Source organism: Flavobacterium sp. (genome assembly GCF_039916025.1).
Classification (GTDB): domain Bacteria; phylum Bacteroidota; class Bacteroidia; order Flavobacteriales; family Flavobacteriaceae; genus Flavobacterium.
Genome location: NZ_JBDSMB010000043.1, coordinates 22,099 through 42,649 on the forward strand (window position 1 = coordinate 22,099; position 20,551 = coordinate 42,649).

The following is a 20,551-nucleotide window of genomic DNA, read 5'->3' on the forward strand; positions in this document are numbered from 1 at the left end:
TTTATTATTCCGGATTGTGTTTATGCAATAAATTTTTATAGACAAATCCACCAACTAATGCGCCTGCAATTGGAGCTGCCCAAAACAACCAAACCTGCGTCAATGGAGTTCCACCTGCAAAAAATGCCTGTGATAAGGAACGCGCGGGATTTACAGATGTATTTGTGATTGGAATACTAATCAAGTGGATTAATGTCAATGCTAATCCAATGGCAATTCCGGCAAATTTCGTGTGTGAAAATTTATTTGTTGCCCCAAGGATTACAAGTAAAAAGAACATCGTCAAAATGAATTCAGCAGCAAAACAGGAAACCATTGAATAACCATCGGGAGAAAAAGCGTCATAACCATTTGAAGCGAAAGCTCCTGCTTTTGTATTATCGATAACATTGCCTGGTTTTCCTGACCAAATGAAGAAAAGTGTTCCTCCGGCGGCAACGGCACCAATACATTGAGAAACTATATAAGGCAATAATTCTTTTGCAGAAAATCTACCGCCAGCCCAAAGTCCAATAGAAACTGCAGGATTAAAATGTCCACCGGAAATATGGCCAACAGCATACGCCATGGTCAAAACGGTTAATCCAAATGCTAAGGAAACGCCGACGAATCCAATGCCTAAATTTGGAATTCCTGCAGCAAACAATGCACTTCCACAGCCGCCAAAGACAAGCCAGTAAGTACCAAAAAATTCTGCTAATAGTTTTTTCATAAGTTTAGTTTTAAATCATGAAGAACACGATTGGTTAGTAAACTAAAATTAGAAAGGAAATTACATGTTATAAAATCAGTTGAAGTAAACTTATTAACAAGGTTCTGAACCAATTACGGAATTATCCTCCAATAGCTATCATGGTTCTGTTTTGAGAAAACAACTCTGGATTTTGGAATTTCAAGTCATCATCCATTCCGGCACGCACGGCTTTTTTAGAAAGCAGATTTTGTTCAATAAGCGGAAGAATTGATTCTCCAGCACGTAAAACTTCCAGTAAAGAGGTTTCAGAATTAGAAAACAGACAGTTTTTTAGTTTTCCATCTGCGGTTAAACGAATGCGGTTGCAGGTGCTGCAAAAAGGATTGGTAACCGAACTGATGATAGCAAAGCTTCCCAAGTGGGAATTAATTTTGAAATTTTTAGCGGTATCATTTGGCGAATCCTGTAAACGTTCAATCTGACTAAGCTTATATTCAGACTGAACAGTTTCAATGATTTCAGCATAGGAAACCAATTTTGATTTGTCCCATTGATTGCCGCTAAAAGGCATAAACTCAATAAAGCGAACCTGAATATTTTTGCTTTTTGTTAACAAAATAAAATCAATTATTTCGTTGTTGTTAAATGACTTAATTAAAACTACATTAAGTTTAACATTAAATTTTTCTTCTAATAATAAATCAATGTTTTTCTGAACAATATCAAAATATTCGCGTCTGGTAATTTTGTTAAACTTATCTTTTACCAAACTGTCGATACTGATATTTACGGTTTTGATTCCGGCTTCTTTGAAAGTTTCAATAAAATTGGCAACCAAAATCCCGTTAGTGGTAATGGTTAAATTCACACCAAGTTTTCCTAATCGCAATATAACATCCTTTGCATCTTTCCGAACCAAGGGTTCGCCACCAGTCAATCTGATTTTAGTTACACCAAGATTGACAAAGGTTTGTGCAATAGAAACAATTTCATCAGCATTCATTAAATGCGACTTTGGTGTAAGTGAAATTCCATCTTCAGGCATGCAATACGTACATCTCAAATTACAGTGTTCCGTAATCGAAATGCGCAAATAATCGTGTTTGCGACCAAATTCATCCTGTAACAGCATATTATTGTTTTCCATGATCAAATCCATTCAACAGTTGAAATAAGTGCAATACTGATGGAAAAATGGCATCAATCGATTCCGCTGCGCCATTGGACGAACCTGGCAAAGCCATTAACAACGTTTTTCCTTTAAAACCAACAACGCTTCTGGACAACATAGCAAACGGCGTACGCTCTTGTCCGTACGAACGAATAGCTTCTTCGATTCCCGGAATTCTTCTGTCAATCAAAGGTATAATTGCTTCCGGGGTTATATCTTTATTGGATAAACCCGTTCCGCCAGTTAGGATTATTAAATCTGTTTTGGAATCACAAAGTTGTTGAATGGCATTTTGAATAAGTTCAGTTTCATCAGGAACAACATTGTATTTTGTAATTGTCAAACCTAACTTCTCCAGCTTTTCCTTAATGATTTTTCCAGACTTATCTTCTTTGTTTCCAGTCGAAACACTATCGGAACAAACCAAAACAGCGACATTCAAATTCAGATTTTGTTTTGTGCTGTAATCCGATTTTCCGCCTTTTTTATGAAGTAATTTTACTGTGGAGATTTCAACGTTTTTATCAATTGGTTTCAACATATCATACATTGTCAAAGCCACAATTGACGCACCGTGCATGGCTTCGACCTCAACACCAGTTTTGTAAATCGTCTTTACCGTAACTTCAATTTTGATGCTGTCTTTCAGGCATTCAAACTGAATTCCGGCATACTCAATTGGTATTGGATGACAATCCGGAATGACACTTGACGTGTTTTTAACAGCAAATAATCCAGCGGTTCTCGAAACTTCCAGCACATCACCTTTTGGAACTGTTTTGTCTAAAACAGCCTGAATAGTTTCAGCCGAACCAACCTTGACAATAGCTTGAGCCGTTGCGGTTCTTAGCGTTGTGATTTTATGTGTGATGTCAACCATTTTATGTGTTTTTTTTCCAGGTATAAGTTTCGTCTTCAAAGATTTCCTTGCCGAATATCGGAGCTTTTTCTTTTATTTCTTCCACCAAAAATTCTATTGCTTCAAAAACAACTTTACGTCTTGGCGCAGAAACAAAGACAAACAAGCAAATTTCGCCTGTTTTTACAATACCTAAGCTGTGATAAATATGCAAACAAGTTAAGTCATATTTGGTGAAAGCTGATTCTCTAATTTCATAAAAGCTCTGCTCGGCCATTTCCTCATAAGCTGAATACTCAATAGCCGCAACCGTTTTACAATCTATTTCATCGGCACGAACCTGACCAAGAAAAATATTGTGGGCACCAATGGTAGTTTTGCTTTGGTGCTTCGCAATCGAATTTCCAATAAAGTCGGCAGCTATTGCGCCTTGCATGAATGATGTTTTTTTGGGTCTATCTGTTGTCATTACTCATTTGTTCTAAAGATTCTATTCCGTTTTGTAAATGAAAAACATTCATAAATCCTTTTTTCATTAGATAATCAACTGCCAGATCACTTCTGTTTCCGTGTTGGCAAACGAGAATTATTTTATGGTTTTTGTCAACATCATTTACAAAATTATCTAACGCCGACAAAGGTACGTTTTTGACAAATTCTAAATCCAATTTTGGTTCTTCGTAATCTTCCCGAATATCAATTATCAATGAATTTTGATTAACAAAAAAATCAATTGACGGAATGCTTCTGTCTCCGGTTTTTATTTCGCTTGTGATATTGTTAACTTTTTGAAATGTAATAGTTTGAAAACTATTATCTAAACCATTATACAAAACTAATTTTTCATTCAAAACTTCACCAATTTTCAGGATAATCTTCAAGACTTCGTTTGCCTGCATCGCTCCTAAAACATTTGGCAAAACTCCCAAAACTCCAGAATCGTTACAATTCGGAATAGCATCCAACCTTTCGTTTTCCGGAAACAAACAACGATATGTTGGTCCGTTTTTATAATTGAAGACCGAAAGCTGTCCTTCGAATTTATGAATTGACGCATAAACCATCGGAATTCCTTTTGCGACAGCAACATCGTTTATCAAATAGCGTGTAGCAATGTTATCGGTGCAATCTACAATGATTTGAAAATCGGAAACAACATCAAAACAGTTTTGCTTTGTGAAGTAATCAGGATATGAAATCAATTCAACTTCTGGATTTTGTTTGCTAACAACTTCGGTAGCAACGGCAACCTTCTTGTTCCCACAATCACTTGGCGTGAATAAAAACTGGCGATGCAAATTCGTTTCTTCTACAACATCTCCATCAACAAGTCCAATTTTCCCGACTCCGGCTGCAGCCAGATTTTGCAAAACAGGACAGCCCAAACCTCCAGCGCCAATAATTAAAACCTTCGCTTTTGCAAGTTTCTGTTGACCGGAAATCCCAATTTCGGGTAATGCAATTTGTCTTTCGTATCGTTTCATTTATGCTGAATTTATTTCAGTATCTCTATTTAATTTAACCGCCAGCGAATGGTGGCAAAAACGCCACAATATCGTCGTTTTTTAGTTCAATATCATTTTGTAGGAATTTTTTATTTACAGCTATTGAATAATTAGTAACCAGTATTTTAGGATAATTTATTTCAATTCTATTTTTAATATATTTTAACGTAATTGCTTTTCCCTCGGCAAAAAACACTTCTTCCTTTTTCTGGGTAATATCGGCTATAATTCCGAAATATTTAACTGTAATTTTCATTAGGTTGTGTACAATTTAAAGATAGCAATTAACAAAACTACAGCAAGCACATTCCGCAACATTTGCGTATTCATTTTTTTACTTCCAAAATAACCGCCCAGAATTCCGCCAATCAAAACTACGACTATCAAAGATACTGAAGAAACTGGCAATGTTCCGCCTTTTGATAAAAATCCAAAAAGCCCGGAAATTGAATTCACAAAAATAAATAATGCTGAAACTGCTGCACTCTTTTTGATGTCGGCCCAACCTAAAAGTAAAATTACCGGACTCAAAATGATTCCGCCGCCAATGCCTATCAATCCTGATAAAAATCCAATTAATGCTCCAATCAATAACGCTAACGGAATGTTTATTGGTTTTAATTCTCCTTTTTGCTTTCCAAATAAACCAATCAATCTTGCTACGGCAAATAGCAAAACGGTGGCTAATATGATTTTATAAACATGCGTTTCAATGGTCATCATTCCGCCTAAAAAAGAAAACGGAATTGATGTTATCGCAAACGGATAAAACAACTTCCATTCGAATTTCTTTTCCCGATAATAAAAATAAAACGAAATCGCCGAAACCAATATATTCAAAACCAAAGCTGTTGGTTTCATAAAAGTAACCGGAAACGCAAACAAACTCATCAAAGCCAGGTAACCACTGGCACCACCATGCCCGACACTTGCATATAAAAATGCAACTATCAGTAATAAAACCAGTAATAATGGAGATTGAATCAGTTCGCCTGCGAGCATATTTTAAAATTTAACTAACCGTAAATATAACAACTATTTGCATTTGCTAAATAGCATACACAATAACTTTGTCGCCTTTTAATAGTTGGTAATTTCCGTTAGGTAGATAAACCAGCGCATTCGCCAACGCAAAAGAATTCAGCATTCCCGAATCCTGATGAGACAAAATGATGACTTCATCCTCCATGATTGAAGCTTTCAAAAACTGGCAACGCGGATTATCAACAGTATAATCGTGCGCCAAATTCTTCTTTAGTTGTGAACTATAAAGACTTTCATTTCCTGAAAACCTTTGCAATGTTGGCAACACGTAAATATAAAAACACGTCAAGCTCGCTGCAGGATTTCCCGGCAAAGCAAAAATGATTTTATCGTTTAACTTCCCAGCAAGTAAAGGCTTTCCGGGTTTTTGATTGACTTTGTAAAACAATGTTTCTACATTCAGGCTTTCCAGAGCTTTACCAACAAAATCATAATTACCAATGGATATTCCGCCAGAAACTAGAACAACATCGTTCTCATCGATTGCTTTTTTCAGTGTGTTTTTTGTATTTACGAAATCATCGTTTACTTTGTAAAGTGAAACTTTGTCAAAATTTGCATCAAATAAAGCCGTTTGCAGCATTATTGCGTTGCTTTCGTATACTTTTCCGTTTGGCAAAATTTCACCTGCAGAAATCAACTCATTTCCTGTTACTACAATTCCAACTGTTGGTTTTTGCCAGACTTTGACTTTAGTAAAACCCAATCCAGTTAAAAACCCAATAGCTGCAGGATTTAGGAATCTTCCTTTCTCTAAAGCAACAGCATCTTTTGTAATCTGTGCACCAAGTTGACGAACATTTGTTTCTGGTTTTATGTTTTCCTGAAGCAGTAAATCAGCATTCGTAACCGTTACTTTCTCAATTTGGATTACGGCCTGCGCCGAATTAGGAACTGCGGCACCAGTGAATATTTTTACGGCTTGACCGGACTTTAATTCATTTGTATAGAAATCGCCTGCTTTGACTTCACCAACAATTTCATACTGCAATAAGTCGTGTAAACAAATCGCAAATCCATCCATTGTCGCTTGTCGGAACGGCGGCATGTTGATTGGTGAAAAAACCGTTTCTGTCAAAACGTGATTCCGTGCTTCCAATAACGAAAGCTCCACTACTCTTTTTGAATAATTGAGTTTATCTAAAATAGCTAACGCTTCTTCTGGAGAAATCATCGGTTTTGGTTTTTAACTCTGATTAATTGTGCAGCAACACTGATTGCAATTTCCTGAGTAGTTTCACTTTTGATATCGATGCCGATTGGTGCATAAACTCGAGCAATTCTGTCTTTATCAAAGCCATCTTCAACCATATTTTGGAATAAGGTGGAAATCTTTTCTTTGCTTCCGAGCATTCCGATATACAGGAAATCTTTATTGATTAATTGCCTGATTATGATATCGTCAGTTCTATAGCCAAAAGACATAATCACAACATAAACATTCCCGCCTTCCGGAATATAATTTCCGATTTCTTCGAATTCGACAGTTTGTTTTGAATGAACAAAATTGTTAGCTTCCATTGTATTCAGATTCTCGCGATGATCCAAAATATGAATTTCAAATTCCATGCGTGAAAGCACTTCACTCAAAGCTAATCCAACATGTCCGCCGCCTATGATATATACTTTTTGAGCCAACGAATTTGTTTCACTTAAACTCCATTCCGTATTTTCAGCAGGAATGTTGATGCCGAGATTGGAATAAGAAATAACAAAATCTTTTTCGTTTATAATTTGTTCAACTAGCGGAAGAAACTCAGCCGTAATATCATAAAAAGCAATCGTCTGCTGACCCGAGCATATCATTCCCGATTGATCTTTCGGAGCTGATTTATCGTGAATTTGGTGTTTTATAAACGGTTCGAATGTTGGTTTATCCAAAAGCGATTCAGCAAACTCCACCAACTTGTGCTCCATGATTCCGCCGCCGATTGTTCCAAACATTTGGTTTTTCGCTACCAGCATTTTAAAGCCTTTTCGTCCCGGACTGCTGCCTTCATTGGCAATCACAACCATCAGCACCAATCGTTTTTCGGATTGGAGGATTTGATTGAGTTTTTTATAAAAATCTAAAACCATTTATGTGCTTTGTTTCTCTTCCCAAAATTAACTTTTTATCTTTAACTTTGTGCGTTTGCCAAATTAGCAAATTCAAAATAAATTATAGTGCAGCAAAGAAAAATATATAGCAGCAGAGTTTGGGTTGACAACAAACTACAACCAGCAACCATAACTTTTACTAACGGAATTACAGCCATCGATTTCAATAAATGGGATGATGCCGAAGATTTTGGTAATGCGGTCATTATGCCCGGCGTTATTGATGTCCACGTTCATATCAACGAACCAGGCCGAACCGAATGGGAAGGTTTTGAAACCGCAACTCAAGCTGCAGCAGCTGGCGGAAGTACAACGATCATCGACATGCCTCTCAATGCGAGTCCGGTGACGATAACTTTGGAGGCGCTTAATCAAAAACTGGAAGCTTCAAAAGGCAAAATGAATGTCAATGTTGGTTTTTATGCCGGATTGATTCCGGGAAATTCTCAACATTTAGAATCATTAATTAAAGCCGGAGTTGTTGGTGTAAAATGTTTTCTAACTCATTCAGGCATCGAAGAATTCCCGAATGTGACCGAAAAAGATTTAGACGAAGCAATGCCAATTATTGCCAAATACAATATTCCGTTATTGGCACATTGCGAATTATATGATACTGAAATTGATTGCGATTTTGAAAATAATCCAACAAGCTACCAACATTATTTAGCAAGCCGTCCAAAGAAATGGGAAAACGATGCGATTGATTTGATGATACGAATGTGCCGCAAGCACAACTGCCCGGTTCATATCGTTCACGTTGCATCCGCGGAAGCCTTATCCAAAATAGAAGCTGCCAAAAAAGAAGGTTTGCCAATTACGGCCGAAACCTGCACCCAATATATTTTCTTTAATGCCGAAGATATTCCCGACGGAAACTGCATCTATAAATGTGCGCCGCCAATTAGAGAGAAAGCCAATAACGAACAATTGAAACACGCTTTTGTTTCAGGTGTTTTAGATTTTATCACAACCGACCACTCACCTGCTCCGCCAAACATTAAAGAAATGGAAAGCGGCAATCTAAAGAAAGCATGGGGCGGAATTGCAGGAATTCAGTTTCTGCTTAATGCATCCTGGACAGCACTGAAAAACACTATGAGTTTGGAACAATTTATTCCGTTAGTGACTTCAAAACCAGCGAGTTTTATCAAAGCTTCAACTAAAGGAACAATCAAAATTGGCAATGATGCTGATTTTGTAATCTGGAATCCCGAAGAAAACGTTGTAGTAAAACCTGAGGACATTTTTTTCAGATATAAAATAAGTCCATATATTGCGCAACACTTAAACGGTAAAGTGCTGGAAACTATAGTTAATGGCGCAACTGTTTATCACAATAAATCAATACAAAACAAAAATAAAGGACAATGGCTTTTGCAAAAGTAACCGAGATTATAAAAGAATCACCAGCATTTACAGCACTTACCGACTTAGCCGCAGAACGATTAGGCGGTAAAGTTTTATACTCAACCGATGATTTCTTTGCCGAGAAAGAAAACTTAATTCTGCCAACACGAGGCATTTTTATTACCGATAAATATACCGACAGAGGAAAATGGATGGACGGTTGGGAAAGCCGCAGAAAGAGAACTCCGGGACACGATTGGGCTGTGATTCAATTGGGTGTTTCCGGAAAGATTACGGGTTTTGATATCGACACTAATTTCTTTTTGGGAAATCATCCACCACATGCTTCGATTGAAGCGGTGAATTTACCTCATGATTATAAAGTTTCCGATTGGGATTCTGTAGCGTGGAAAGAAATTCTGCCAAAATCACATTTAGATGCTGGTTCACAAAACTTCTACGAATGTGAAAGCAATGAAATCTATACACATTTGCGTTTACACATTTATCCTGATGGTGGCGTTGCCCGTTTCAGAGTTTACGGTGAAGTGTTTAAAAACTGGGATGCTGTTTCAGCAAATGATACAATCGATTTAGCTGCCGCAATTAACGGCGGTCAAGCAATTGCCTGCAACGATATGTTCTTTAGCGCGATGAGTAATTTGATTATGCCAAATCGTGGCGCGAATATGGGCGACGGTTGGGAAACCAAAAGAAACCGTACTCCAAATAACAGAGATTGGGTTATTTTAAAATTGGCTCATAAAGGAACCGTTGAGAAAATTGTTGTTGACACGTGTCATTTCAAAGGAAATTATCCTGATAGCTGCTCGATAGAATTCTGCCTAAACGATAATGATGAAGCGGTTATCAAAAATGGCGATTGGCAGACTTTGTTACCTCAACAAAAGTTAAGTGCCGATAACGAACACGTATTTGTAAAAGAAATAAATAGTCACAACGCGATTACACATGTCAGACTGAACATCTTCCCTGATGGTGGAATCAGCCGTTTGCGATTATTTGGTAAAATCAGTTAACTAGTGTCAATAAGTACTTTTGTAATAGTCGTTTTATATGTGTTGTATTTCAGTGTATTGATTACGCTGGGCTACATCTCTTATAAAATGCCCAACTTCCTAAAAGGAAAATCTCAAAAAAATCCTGAAGAAGACGTAGAAATCAGAAACACGAGCATGAATTATATTTATGCCGGAATGTTGATGGTCATTGTCGGAATCCTGATTAACACTTATATTTTGGTTCAGGGAACGCCTTTAGAAAGTCATATGATGGAATGGCTGAACATTGTCATTCGATTGCTGCATATTACTTTCGGAATTGCATGGATTGGAGCTTCATTCTATTTTGTTTTCCTTGAAAATGCTTTAAACAGAACAGAAGATGTCCGCGATGAATTGGCAGGAAACCTTTGGGCCGTTCATGGTGGTGGATTTTATTATTTGGAAAAATATAAAGTCGCACCAAAGACAATTCCGAAACACTTGCACTGGTTTAAATACGAAGCGTATTTTACCTGGCTTTCGGGTTTTTGCTTATTATTTGTTGTTTATTACTTTAATGCTTCAGCGTTTTTAATTGATAAAAATGTTTTAGATATTACGGCTACTGAAGGAATCCTAATCGGAGTTGGTTCATTTGTAGTTTCCTGGATTATTTACGACAAAATGTGTAAATCATCCTTAATCAAAAATCAATTAGCATTTGCCTTAGTTGGATTTGTATTTTTGATTGCGTTTGCCTGGTTTTATTGTCATGTTTTCAGCGCAAGAGCTGCTTATATTCACTTTGGAGCAATGATTGGAAGCCTTATGGTTGCCAATGTGTTCTTTGTGATTATTCCCGGACAGAAGGAAATGGTGCGTTGTGCCAAATTGGGAATTCCGTTGGATCCAAGTCTGGGAAAGAATGCTTTAGGGCGTTCGTTACACAATAACTATTTTACACTTCCAGTGTTGTTCGTGATGGTTAGTAATCACTTTCCGTCTACCTTTGGGTATGAATATCCGTGGTTGATTTTGGCGATAATTTCTTTGGGTGCAGCTGGTGTAAAACACTATTTGAATCTAAAAGAAAAGCAACAATTAAACGTGTGGATTTTGCCGGTTTCGGTTGTGATTCTTTTGGCAGCCTGCTTTATTTCGGCGCCAAGCACAAATCCATACGAATGTAAAAAAGAAGTCAGCATTGCCGAAGTTCAGGAAATTATCCAAAAACGTTGTGTGCAATGTCACTCTTCTACTCCAACGGACGATGTTTATAAAACGGCTCCAAACGGTGTGAAATATGATACGCCGCAGGATATTTTCAATAAAAGAGATTTAATTATGCAGCGTGTGGTGATTACGAAAACGATGCCTCAGAATAATAAAACCAACATCACCGAAGAAGAACGAAACATGATTCGATGTTGGATTGAACAAGGTGCGAGCCTGAAATAAAGACGATATGAATTTATTAGCATTTAATACCTTACCCGAAGAAACCGCATGGACAGAATTATTCAACTGCTGTGGTTCAACAGAATGGGCAGATTTGATGATGGAGCATTTTCCTTTTGCCTCTGAAAAACAGTTAGTGGACTTGTCAGCCAAGATATGGTATGAAAAATGCAACGAGGTAGACTGGTGCGAATCATTTACACACCATCCAAAAATTGGCGATGTAAAAAGCCTTACTGAAAAGTTTGCGGGAAAAGAACAAGCTGGTGTTGCAGTCGCAACTTCTGAAACTATCGAAGCTTTGGCGAAAGCCAATTCAGGCTACGAAGACAAAAACGGATTTATCTTCATTGTTTGCGCAACAGGAAAATCAGCCACAGAAATGTTGGCTTTATTGAATGACAGATTAAAAAACACGGCCGAAGAAGAACTGCACATTGCAATGGGCGAACAGCAAAAAATCTCTATCATCCGTTTTAAAAAGATGTTACCTGATAGTGATTTCAGTTTCCTGAAAGTAAGCCAAATCACCACACACGTTTTAGATACTTCTACAGGAATTCCCGGAAAGGATATTTCTATCAGATTACAAGCTTTACGCAATAACGTTTGGCAAACCATCGCGCAGGGAATTACCAATGGTGACGGAAGAATTCCCGATTTATTGCCACAAGAAAAAAATCTAAAACCCGATACTTATAAAATGGTTTTCGATACCGGAAGCTATTATTCAAACACCAAAACCTTTTACCCAAAAGTAGAAATCATTTTCAGCACTTTTGACGAAACCCATTATCATGTTCCGCTGTTGGTCAATCCTTTTGGATATAGTACGTATAGAGGAAGTTAAAAAAGCTAACAGCTATTAGCTGACAGCTGACAGCTCAAAAAATAATTCATAACTCATAATTCATAACTATTATGACAATTCCTTCCAATAAAAAAGAACAATTGTTCAACAGTTTAAGCAAAGCCAATTCGACTTTCAACGCTATTTATCCCGGTGACCGAAGCGATCGCCAGCCTGTTCATACCTTGTATGGTGGAGCCAACCTTTTCAAATCGGATGCACCGATTGCGTTGGGACATCGTGCCTTGGAAATATTAGAAACCTATGCTCCTAATCATGAAGTTTTTGGAAAAGCTTTTGGCCTGACCGGCGGAAGTGATTTCAGCAAACGCATTTATGATAAGGTTGTGGCCAAATTAAAATCGGAAGCCATAGAAGATTTCCGTATCGATTTTGAAGATGGTTACGGAAACCGAAGCAATGAAGAAGAAGATGCAACGGCTGTAACTGCGGCCAAAGAAGTCGCCCAGGGAATGAAAGACAAAACGCTTTCGCCGTTTATTGGGATTCGTATCAAACCGTTTACCGAAGAAATGAAAGAAAGAGGTTTGCGTACGTTGGATATTTTCGTTTCAACATTAGTAAAAGAAACTGGCGGAAAATTACCTGACAATTTTGTAGTAATGTTGCCTAAAGTAACAATCCCCGAACAACCGGAAACATTAGCTAATTTTTTCACCATTTTGGAAGAAGAATTAGGTTTGGCAAAAGGCACTCTTAAAATGGAAATGATGGTCGAAACTACGCAGGCGATTATGGATACTGCCGGAACCAACCCATTATACCGATTTATAAAAGCGGCACAAGGAAGATGTATTGCGATGCATTTTGGAACGTATGATTATACGGCAAGTTGCAGCATTACGGCAAAATACCAGGAAATGGATCACCCGGTTTGCGATTTTGCGCATCATATTACTAAAGTTGCTTTAGCTCACACCGGAATCTGGTTGAGCGATGGTGCGACAAACACAATGCCTATCGGACCACACAGAGGTGATTTGACTCCACAACAGGAAGAAGAAAACAGACAGGTTGTTCACAGAGCCTGGAAAAAAGGATACGACCACATTCGTCACTCGTTGTGGAATGGCTATTACCAAGGCTGGGATTTGAACCCGGCGCAATTCCCAATGCGTTATGCTGCGGTTTATGCTTTCTTTTTGGAAAGTTATGACGATGCGGTTGACCGTTTGAAAACCTTTGTAGAAAAAGCAGCGCGTGCGACATTGATTGGTGACGTATTTGACGATGCCGCTACGGGACAGGGATTATTGAATTACTTCCTTCGTGCTTTAAACAGCGGAGCGATTACCGAAGAAGAAGTTTTGGCAACCGGCCTGACTTTAGAGGAAATTCGCGGACGTTCGTTTAAGAAGATTTTGGAGAATAGAGCGGCGAAGTAGTGATTAGTAATTAGTGATTAGATAAAAAGAACTCTGGGGAAACCTGGAGTTTGCAATTTATGCATGCGGTACCGGATTTGCAATAAAAATGTAAATTATGTAACTATTTTCCTGAATTGCTGCTTTATTCAAATGTATAGGTTATATTTGGTTATCCGCAACTAAATTCCGGACCCATCATTATGAACTACCCTTCAGCACCAAAGAAAATTACCTGGATTATTGGATTGACTTGTGGTATACTTGGAATTATTGGACATTATGCCGATGTTCAGGCATTAAAACAATATGATTATACGCTATTGCTTGTTGGATTCATTGTTTTGGCAGTAGGAACTACTGTAAAAGGAATCTAAAATTTATCCTTATACAAACCCTTCAAATCCTTAACACTCCACGAAATCCTCTGGCAGCATAATACGAATCTGCGCCATTGTGATACAAAAAAACTGTATCATAGCGACGGTCACAAAAAAGTGCACCTCCTAATTTTCTGATATCTGCCGGAGTTTTTATCCAGCTTGAGGTTTTTAAATCAAAATTTCCTAATTGCTGTAGTTCGCGATATTGTTCTTCGGTTAAGAGTTCAATTCCCATTTCAGCAGCCACATTCATAGCGCTGTCTTTTGGTTTGTGTTCTTTCCTTGAGTCTAAAGCTTGCTGGTCGTAGCAAATGCTTCTACGTTCTTTTGGAGTTTCGGGTGAACAATCATAAAATATGAATTCGCTTTTATCGTAACCAACAACATCAGGTTCACCACCGGTTCTTTCCATTTCGTTGAGTGACCAAAGTTTATCGGTGTTTGCTTCCAACTTTGCCTGTACTTTAGACCAATCAAGATCTTTGTGACGGTTCATGTTTTTCTCAAAACGCTCTTTCAATAGTTTGAGAAGAGATGAAGAAACTTCTGGTGATAGTTGTTTTTTAGTTGCCATGGTTAAAATAATGGATAGGTTTATTTCTCTTAATTTGGAGACACGGATTGCAAATCCGCGCTATCGGGAATAGTTAATTTAGATGATATCTCTTTTCTGTCTGTAATATTAAGTAAATAGTCTGCAATTATTTGTGTTTCTTTGGGACTAAAACAAGGAGTAAAGTATTTAATATATCCCAGTAATTCATTTAATCCAAGAATCTTTACGAATTGGAACTCTTCAGTAGGTTTATCATTTGTGAAAACAATAATATTCCTTACAGGAATTTTTCTATCTCCCCAATTATGTTTTGAATAAATCAGATTTGATCTATTCATTTCGCCTACAACGATTTTATATATTGCGTACCCTGATCTTTTTACTTGTTGGACAGGAGAAAATAAATATGGTTTTTCTATTGAATACTTGCTCCAGTTTTTTGTTTCAATTACAAAAATACCAGATGGTGAAATCAAAAGATGGTCAATTTGAACAGATTTTATATAATCATTATTTCCGTGATATAACGGAGGCTGAAAGGAGCAAGAAAAATCATTGATTAAAATGTAATTTTCTGGCAAATTTTTCAAAACATTCACAACTTTCTGTTCTCCTATAGCCCCATAAATACTGTTATTTATTTCATTGACTATTGCTTTTTTTCTTCTAAAGGTTTCTAAAGGTAAAGAACTACTTTGATTTACAACATTCTCGAAATTTGATATGATATCTTGTAAATGATTATTTTTTTTAGAAAGCATTTTATTCGACTGATGTTCAAATAATATAAGCTTTAATCTAAATATAATTGGCGTCACCCAAATTTTTGTCCAGATTGTAGTATTCTTATAATAATCTATAAGGATTGGAATAAATTTGGAATTAGACAAAGATAGATTTTCAATCTGTTGATTAAAGTCATCTAGTTTTTCTCTTAATTGCTGTTGAAGTTCAAGCTTCTTTGCAGAAGCAATTGCATTTAATTCCCTAATATCACTTTCGAGAGTTGATTTTTCTTGTTGGATTAATAGCTTATGATTTAATGTAATTTGCTGTTCTTTGAAATTGTAGTCTTTCTGAAAATTGATTAGTTCATCCAATGAATTAAATTCGTCAAAATTATTTTTGACTAAATGCAATTGTATTGAGCTTAAGCATCCTATTTCATTATAAATTTTACACATTTCTTCTGATTTATTATCATTAGAATATACCAATAACTTATAAATGTGATTGATTATGATTTTCGATACAAATCCATCAAAACTTTTTCCGGTGTATAAGGCGCATTGACAGCTAAATCTGCATTTGGATTAAACGCTTTTATTGCATTTCTAATCGCAAAATAAGCCCCGATGCCATACATCAATGGCGGCTCGCCTACTGCTTTTGATTTTTTTATGGCGAGTTCGTGTCCTTCAGTTTCTAAATGTTGGATATTGATTTGTTTTGGCACCGAATAAATATCCGGAACTTTGTAAGTTGACAAAGCATTAGAAAGCAATCTTCCCTGGTCGTTATAAACGATTTCTTCGAGCGTCATCCAGCCAATTCCCTGCACCAATCCGCCTTCAATCTGACCATTGTCGATATCGTGATTCATACTTTTACCGAAATCGTGAACAATGTTAATGCTGTCGAATTCGTAAGTTCCTTTCAGGCAATCCACAGTAACTTCGTGAATGGAAGTTCCATAAACGTGATACGCAAACGGATGTCCTTTTTCTTTGGTTTTATCGTAATGAATGGTTGGTGTAGCGTAATGCGAATTCTCGGTAAGTGCCACTCTCATAACGTGTGCCTTCATCACCAAATCGGGCCAGCTGATTTCTGTGGCTACATCATTGGCAAAAACAAATTCATCATTAATCTGGATTTTATCAACATTAAGATGCGTTCTCGCTACAGCTTTTAATCTTTCCAGCAAAGCATTACAAGCCATTTCCAACGCTTTTCCGTTAAGGTCTGCTCCGGCACTTGCGGCTGTTGGCGACGTGTTTGCAACGCGAAGCGTATTTGTAGATTCCAAACGAACGCGTGAAGCTTTAATTCCAAAAATCTGCGTTACGATTTGAAGCATTTTGGTATTCAAGCCCTGCCCCATTTCGACACCGCCCGTACTTACTACAACACTTCCGTCATGGTAAATGTGAACCAAAGCCCGTGCGTGATTCATCATCGTATTGGTAAACGAAATCCCGAAACAAATCGGCTGAATGGCCAATCCTTTTTTGAAACGTATGTTGGTTTTATTGAATTCTTCTACTCTGGCTTTTTGGGCATCGTAGTCGTAATGCTTCATTGCTGTGTCCCAAGTATTTGTTGCTTCAACCTGTTGCAGAATCTGTCCGTATGATAGTTCATCTCCGTCAACAACCAAGTTTGCTTTCTGAATTACGGCTGGAGAAATTCCTAAACTTTCAGCAGCTTTTACAATCGCAGCTTCGATTACGAATTTTCCTTGAGGTCCACCAAATCCACGGAACGCAGTATTTGGAGGTAAATTGGTTTTACAACTGTAAGCTTTCGCAATCACATTCGGAACAAAATAAGCATTCGTCGAATGGAATAGTGTTCTTTCCATAACCGCTGGCGATAAATCGGCTGCAGCACCGGCATTTTGATAATGCGTTACTTCGTAGGCAAGAATTTTAAAATCCTTACTCAACCCAATTTTAAAATCAGCTGAATACGGATGTCTTTTCCCGGTCATGCGCATGTCGTCCATTCGATGCATCGACATTTTCACAGGTTTGTGCAGAATCTGTGTAGCCAACGCAACCATAACTGCCCAAGGTGTTGCCTGATCTTCTTTTCCACCAAAACCACCACCAAGACGAACAGTGTCGATTTCAATTTTGTGCATTGAAATTCCCAATACCTGCGCCACCATTCGTTGAACCGCTGTTGGTCCTTGCGTTGATGATGATATAACAATGCTTCCGTCTTCTTTTGGACGGGCGTAAGCGCCTTGTGTTTCTATATATAAATGTTCCTGTCCGTTGACATCGCTCCTGCCTTCAAAGATGTATTGGCATTGTGACCAGGCTGATGCCGTATCTCCGAGTTTGAATTGTCTAGGCGGCATTATCAATTTGTTTTGTGCTTGTGCAACTCTTGGGTCAACAATAACCGGCAAGTCTTCGTAATCAACTTTAATTAATTTTGAAGCCTGACGGCAATGATGTTCGGATGTTCCAACGATAATAGCGATAACCTGTCCACGAAAGTGAACTTCGCCATCAGCCAATAAAGGTTCGTCAGGAAAGATTCCACCAATTTGGTTTTGTCCCGGAATGTCTTTCGCAGTAATTATGGAAACGATTCCGTGACTGTTCAAGGCAGCATCAAAATCGATGCTTTTTATTTTAGCATGAGCCACAGTCGAATCAAACGGAAACGCGTACAACGTTCCCTGCAATTCCTGAATATCATCAAGGTAAATGGATTTCCCTTTTACGTGATTATGTGCGTCTATATTAATCATATCAGGTCTTCCATTTTAATGGTTTCAGGAAAAAGTGCAATGAAATGTCCAAAGAATAACTGGCGCGCTAATAATCTTTTGTAAGCTTCTGTTCCACGGGCATCACTGATTGGTGACAACTCAGTTTGCAGAATTGCTTCGGCTTCTTTTATCACAGCAATATTGATTTCTTTATTTATCAAAAAAGTATTGGTCTTCGTCAAATATTTCGGAATTGGTCCTACTCCACCAATTGAAGCATGCCCTTCGGTGATAGTATTTCCATTAGTCGCAATAGAAATCGCGGTGTTGACACTGGCGATATCTAGGTATTGTCGTTTGCAGACTTTCTCGAAATTGAATTGCGTTCCGTTTACAGGTAATTCAAAAGCGATTTCGGTAATGATTTCGTCTGCTTTTTTATCGAGTTTTTTGTAGCCTAAATAAAAATCTTTTAGCATCAATTTTCTAGAAACTTTATCTTTATTAGTCAACGTTAATTGTGCTTTCATTGCCAAAAGAATAATTGTAAAATCTCCAATCGGAGAACCGTTCGCGATGTTTCCAGCTATTGTTGCTATGTTTCGGATTGGTGTTGATGAAAGCAGTTTTAAATGCTTGTACCAATTCGGAATCGTTTCCAGCAAGCGTTCGTTTTCTATCAAATCAGTAACCGTAGCTGATGATTTTAGGAAACAGGTATTTCCGTTGAAAGTAATTCCGTTAAGCTCACTTTTATCAAAAAGATAATCTAAATCATATTCGTGCAAGTCATCATGCTTTTGAACATATAAATCGGTTCCGCCTCCAATTGGAATCTGGCCGTTTGTATTGTATTCTTTGGCTTGAATTGCTTTTACTCTTTCTTCAATATCTAAAAAATAATTTGGTACAAATTCGTTGACAACAAGCCAAGAAATCGAATTGTTCTTATCTTTCGACTGAAGTCTTTCAGCCAATTTAGCCGAAGCTCTTTCGATAGTTTTATAACCTGTGCAACGACAAATATTCCCATCGATGGCGCTAATGGCACTTTCTAATGTTGGCTCGGTACAAGTCAAAGCATAACCGCACATCGAGTTTACAAAACCCGGTGTACAGAATCCGCATTGTGTTCCTGAACAATCAACCATTGCTTGTTGGGCCTGGTTTAATTTATCCGGCAGGTTCAATCCTTCGACAGTAACAACATGTTTCCCGTGAACGTTTGGCAATGGCGTCAGACAGGAAGTGGCACTCATGTATTCGAGTTTTCCGTCTTTCATTGTTCCGATAAGAATCGTACAAGCACCGCAATCGCCTTCGCGACAACCGATTTTGGTACCGCGTAAGTTTTCGTCATAACGAACAAAATCCAGCAGAGTTGTACTTGCTGGCTTATCGGTTTTGATGAGTTGGTTATTTAATATGAATTGAATCATAAGCTATTTAGAAGTCTAGTATTCTATTTTGTTGATGTTTTCAGACCAAAGCTTGAAAGCTTCCAAAGCTTCTTCGTTCATCATTTGAATCGTTTCTAATTTTCGGTTTTGGTACGGTAATTCCATTTCTTCATAGATAAATTGGTCATCGAAGTTGATATCAGCAGCATCTTTTTTGGTATTGGCAAAATACATTTTGTCCGGTCTTGCCCAATAGATTGCTCCCAAACACATTGGACAAGGTTCACAACTCGTATAAATTTCGCATCCATCTAACTGGAAAGAACCTAAAGCTTTGCAGGCATTTCTAATTGCTACTACTTCGGCGTGTGCCGTTGGATCATTTGTAGAAGTAACGCTATTGGCACCATGTGCTATAATTTTTCCATCTTTTACAATCACAGCGCCAAACGGGCCGCCTTTTCCGGATTTCACATTGTCAATAGAAAGCTGAATAGCTTCCGTCATAAATTCAGTTTGTTTTGTAGAACACATATTGTAATTTTTAATATAATTTTTGGGCGCTTTCAAAATTTTGAAGCCAATAAAGATACGAATAGAAATGGTTTACAAAAATCTTTTTTGGGAATTGTGCCATTTATAAAATTGAAAACCATCCCTTGAAAGGGATGGCTATTCAATTAATTCCATAAAAAAAGGAAAGCAAAAAATGCTTTCCTTTCTGGAGCCGGCGGAGTCCCGATAGCTATCGGGATTCTCGTCCGCATAATTTCATAAAAAAAAGAAAAGTGAAAACTTTCCTTTTTTGGAGCCAGCGGAAGGACTTCCCGTCTCGTTAAAAAAAACGAGACGGGATAAACTTCTCGTCCAAATATCAATAAAAAAAGGAAAACTTTCGTTTTCCTTTTTTGGAGCCGGCGGAGGGACTCGAACCCACGACCTGCTGATTACAAATCAGCTGCTCTAGCCAACTGAGCTACGCTGGCGGCGTAATAGTTCTGCAAATATAAAAGTGAATTTCAATCCACCAAAATATTTGTGAACTTTTTTTTATTAAAGAGCGTTGATTTTTTCAACCAATTGATTTGCAGTTTGTTCTAAATCTGCATTGATTTGTTTGAAATGCGCTTTTTTATTCTCTACTTTCTTAGCATTAACTTTTTCAATCAAACCGTCGAAAGACGTGATAGCTTCATCAATGATAGCGTTTGTTTTGTCAGATGGTTTTCCAGTAGTTGTCATTTCATAAATGTAAACTGCTTCAATAATATCACCTAATACGAAGTTAATATCTTTCTTTAAATTTTTAACACTTGGCATTTTCTTTTATTTTAAAATTCGGTG

General features: G+C 37.5%; 21 protein-coding genes and 1 tRNA gene. 6 read left to right on the forward strand and 16 right to left on the reverse strand.

Features of this window, described 5'->3' with window-relative positions; translation table 11 throughout:
- Window positions 1-4 precede the first annotated feature (4 nt).
- The 9 genes from aqpZ to ABIQ27_RS02415 all read right to left on the reverse strand — a co-directional run bounded on the left by aqpZ (window position 5) and on the right by ABIQ27_RS02415 (window position 7,352).
- Window positions 5-712, reverse strand: a complete 708-nt coding sequence (gene aqpZ / locus ABIQ27_RS02375) for an aquaporin Z (RefSeq protein ID WP_348031703.1) — start codon at window positions 710-712, stop codon at window positions 5-7.
- Window positions 713-833: 121 nt separating this feature from the next.
- Complete coding sequence (gene moaA, locus ABIQ27_RS02380) at window positions 834-1,841, reverse strand: GTP 3',8-cyclase MoaA (protein ID WP_348031705.1); 1,008 nt, start codon at window positions 1,839-1,841, stop codon at window positions 834-836.
- Window positions 1,828-2,745 (reverse strand): bifunctional molybdenum cofactor biosynthesis protein MoaC/MoaB, encoded by a 918-nt coding sequence (moaCB, locus tag ABIQ27_RS02385; RefSeq protein ID WP_348031707.1) that lies wholly within the window; start codon window positions 2,743-2,745, stop codon window positions 1,828-1,830. The genes moaA and moaCB overlap by 14 nt, the downstream gene beginning before the upstream one ends.
- Window position 2,746: 1 nt before the next feature.
- The gene (locus ABIQ27_RS02390; RefSeq protein WP_348031709.1) at window positions 2,747-3,193 is read right to left on the reverse strand and encodes a molybdenum cofactor biosynthesis protein MoaE; all 447 of its coding nucleotides are present in this window, start codon (window positions 3,191-3,193) and stop codon (window positions 2,747-2,749) included.
- Window positions 3,180-4,208 (reverse strand): HesA/MoeB/ThiF family protein, encoded by a 1,029-nt coding sequence (locus ABIQ27_RS02395; RefSeq protein ID WP_348031711.1) that lies wholly within the window; start codon window positions 4,206-4,208, stop codon window positions 3,180-3,182. Before ABIQ27_RS02395 ends, ABIQ27_RS02390 begins: the two co-directional genes overlap by 14 nt.
- A 34-nt stretch (window positions 4,209-4,242) precedes the next feature.
- Window positions 4,243-4,485, reverse strand: coding sequence for a MoaD/ThiS family protein (locus ABIQ27_RS02400; RefSeq protein ID WP_348031712.1), 243 nt, complete (start codon window positions 4,483-4,485; stop codon window positions 4,243-4,245).
- Window positions 4,485-5,231 (reverse strand): sulfite exporter TauE/SafE family protein, encoded by a 747-nt coding sequence (locus ABIQ27_RS02405; RefSeq protein WP_348031714.1) that lies wholly within the window; start codon window positions 5,229-5,231, stop codon window positions 4,485-4,487. Before ABIQ27_RS02405 ends, ABIQ27_RS02400 begins: the two co-directional genes overlap by 1 nt.
- Before the next feature lie 46 nt (window positions 5,232-5,277).
- Window positions 5,278-6,447 (reverse strand): molybdopterin molybdotransferase MoeA, encoded by a 1,170-nt coding sequence (locus ABIQ27_RS02410; RefSeq protein ID WP_348031716.1) that lies wholly within the window; start codon window positions 6,445-6,447, stop codon window positions 5,278-5,280.
- A complete protein-coding gene (locus ABIQ27_RS02415) occupies window positions 6,444-7,352 on the reverse strand; it encodes an XdhC family protein (protein ID WP_348031717.1) in 909 nt (302 codons plus the stop codon). Before ABIQ27_RS02415 ends, ABIQ27_RS02410 begins: the two co-directional genes overlap by 4 nt.
- 87 nt (window positions 7,353-7,439) lie before the next feature.
- On the opposite strand from ABIQ27_RS02415, the gene allB reads away from it, so the two are divergent.
- From allB to ABIQ27_RS02445, 6 genes are all read left to right on the forward strand, one after another.
- On the forward strand, window positions 7,440-8,762 hold the full coding sequence (allB, locus tag ABIQ27_RS02420) for an allantoinase AllB (protein WP_348031719.1): 1,323 nt from the start codon (window positions 7,440-7,442) through the stop codon (window positions 8,760-8,762).
- On the forward strand, window positions 8,744-9,763 hold the full coding sequence (gene alc, locus ABIQ27_RS02425; RefSeq protein WP_348031721.1) for an allantoicase: 1,020 nt from the start codon (window positions 8,744-8,746) through the stop codon (window positions 9,761-9,763). The genes allB and alc overlap by 19 nt, the downstream gene beginning before the upstream one ends.
- A gap of 3 nt (window positions 9,764-9,766) precedes the next feature.
- Window positions 9,767-11,185, forward strand: a complete 1,419-nt coding sequence (locus ABIQ27_RS02430; RefSeq protein WP_348031723.1) for a urate hydroxylase PuuD — start codon at window positions 9,767-9,769, stop codon at window positions 11,183-11,185.
- A 7-nt stretch (window positions 11,186-11,192) separates the two neighbouring features.
- Entirely contained in the window at window positions 11,193-12,035 is an 843-nt protein-coding gene (gene uraD, locus ABIQ27_RS02435; RefSeq protein ID WP_348031725.1) for a 2-oxo-4-hydroxy-4-carboxy-5-ureidoimidazoline decarboxylase, read from the forward strand.
- A gap of 71 nt (window positions 12,036-12,106) precedes the next feature.
- Complete coding sequence (locus tag ABIQ27_RS02440; RefSeq protein ID WP_348031727.1) at window positions 12,107-13,441, forward strand: hypothetical protein; 1,335 nt, start codon at window positions 12,107-12,109, stop codon at window positions 13,439-13,441.
- Between the two features lie 182 nt (window positions 13,442-13,623).
- The gene (locus tag ABIQ27_RS02445; protein WP_348031729.1) at window positions 13,624-13,797 is read left to right on the forward strand and encodes a hypothetical protein; all 174 of its coding nucleotides are present in this window, start codon (window positions 13,624-13,626) and stop codon (window positions 13,795-13,797) included.
- A 22-nt stretch (window positions 13,798-13,819) separates the two neighbouring features.
- Here ABIQ27_RS02445 and ABIQ27_RS02450 read toward each other — a convergent pair whose 3' ends face one another.
- From ABIQ27_RS02450 to ABIQ27_RS02480, 7 genes are all read right to left on the reverse strand, one after another.
- Window positions 13,820-14,377 (reverse strand): DUF4256 domain-containing protein, encoded by a 558-nt coding sequence (locus tag ABIQ27_RS02450; RefSeq protein WP_348031730.1) that lies wholly within the window; start codon window positions 14,375-14,377, stop codon window positions 13,820-13,822.
- 29 nt (window positions 14,378-14,406) lie between these two features.
- Window positions 14,407-15,543, reverse strand: coding sequence for a nuclease-related domain-containing protein (locus ABIQ27_RS02455; RefSeq protein ID WP_348031732.1), 1,137 nt, complete (start codon window positions 15,541-15,543; stop codon window positions 14,407-14,409).
- 53 nt (window positions 15,544-15,596) lie between these two features.
- The gene (locus ABIQ27_RS02460) at window positions 15,597-17,846 is read right to left on the reverse strand and encodes a molybdopterin cofactor-binding domain-containing protein (RefSeq protein WP_348031734.1); all 2,250 of its coding nucleotides are present in this window, start codon (window positions 17,844-17,846) and stop codon (window positions 15,597-15,599) included.
- Window positions 17,843-19,246, reverse strand: a complete 1,404-nt coding sequence (locus ABIQ27_RS02465) for an FAD binding domain-containing protein (RefSeq protein WP_348031735.1) — start codon at window positions 19,244-19,246, stop codon at window positions 17,843-17,845. The genes ABIQ27_RS02460 and ABIQ27_RS02465 overlap by 4 nt, the downstream gene beginning before the upstream one ends.
- 15 nt (window positions 19,247-19,261) lie before the next feature.
- Window positions 19,262-19,741 (reverse strand): nucleoside deaminase, encoded by a 480-nt coding sequence (locus ABIQ27_RS02470; RefSeq protein ID WP_348031737.1) that lies wholly within the window; start codon window positions 19,739-19,741, stop codon window positions 19,262-19,264.
- Between the two features lie 375 nt (window positions 19,742-20,116).
- Window positions 20,117-20,193, reverse strand: a tRNA-Thr gene (locus ABIQ27_RS02475).
- A gap of 67 nt (window positions 20,194-20,260) precedes the next feature.
- The gene (locus tag ABIQ27_RS02480) at window positions 20,261-20,527 is read right to left on the reverse strand and encodes a hypothetical protein (protein WP_290283881.1); all 267 of its coding nucleotides are present in this window, start codon (window positions 20,525-20,527) and stop codon (window positions 20,261-20,263) included.
- Window positions 20,528-20,551 lie beyond the last annotated feature (24 nt).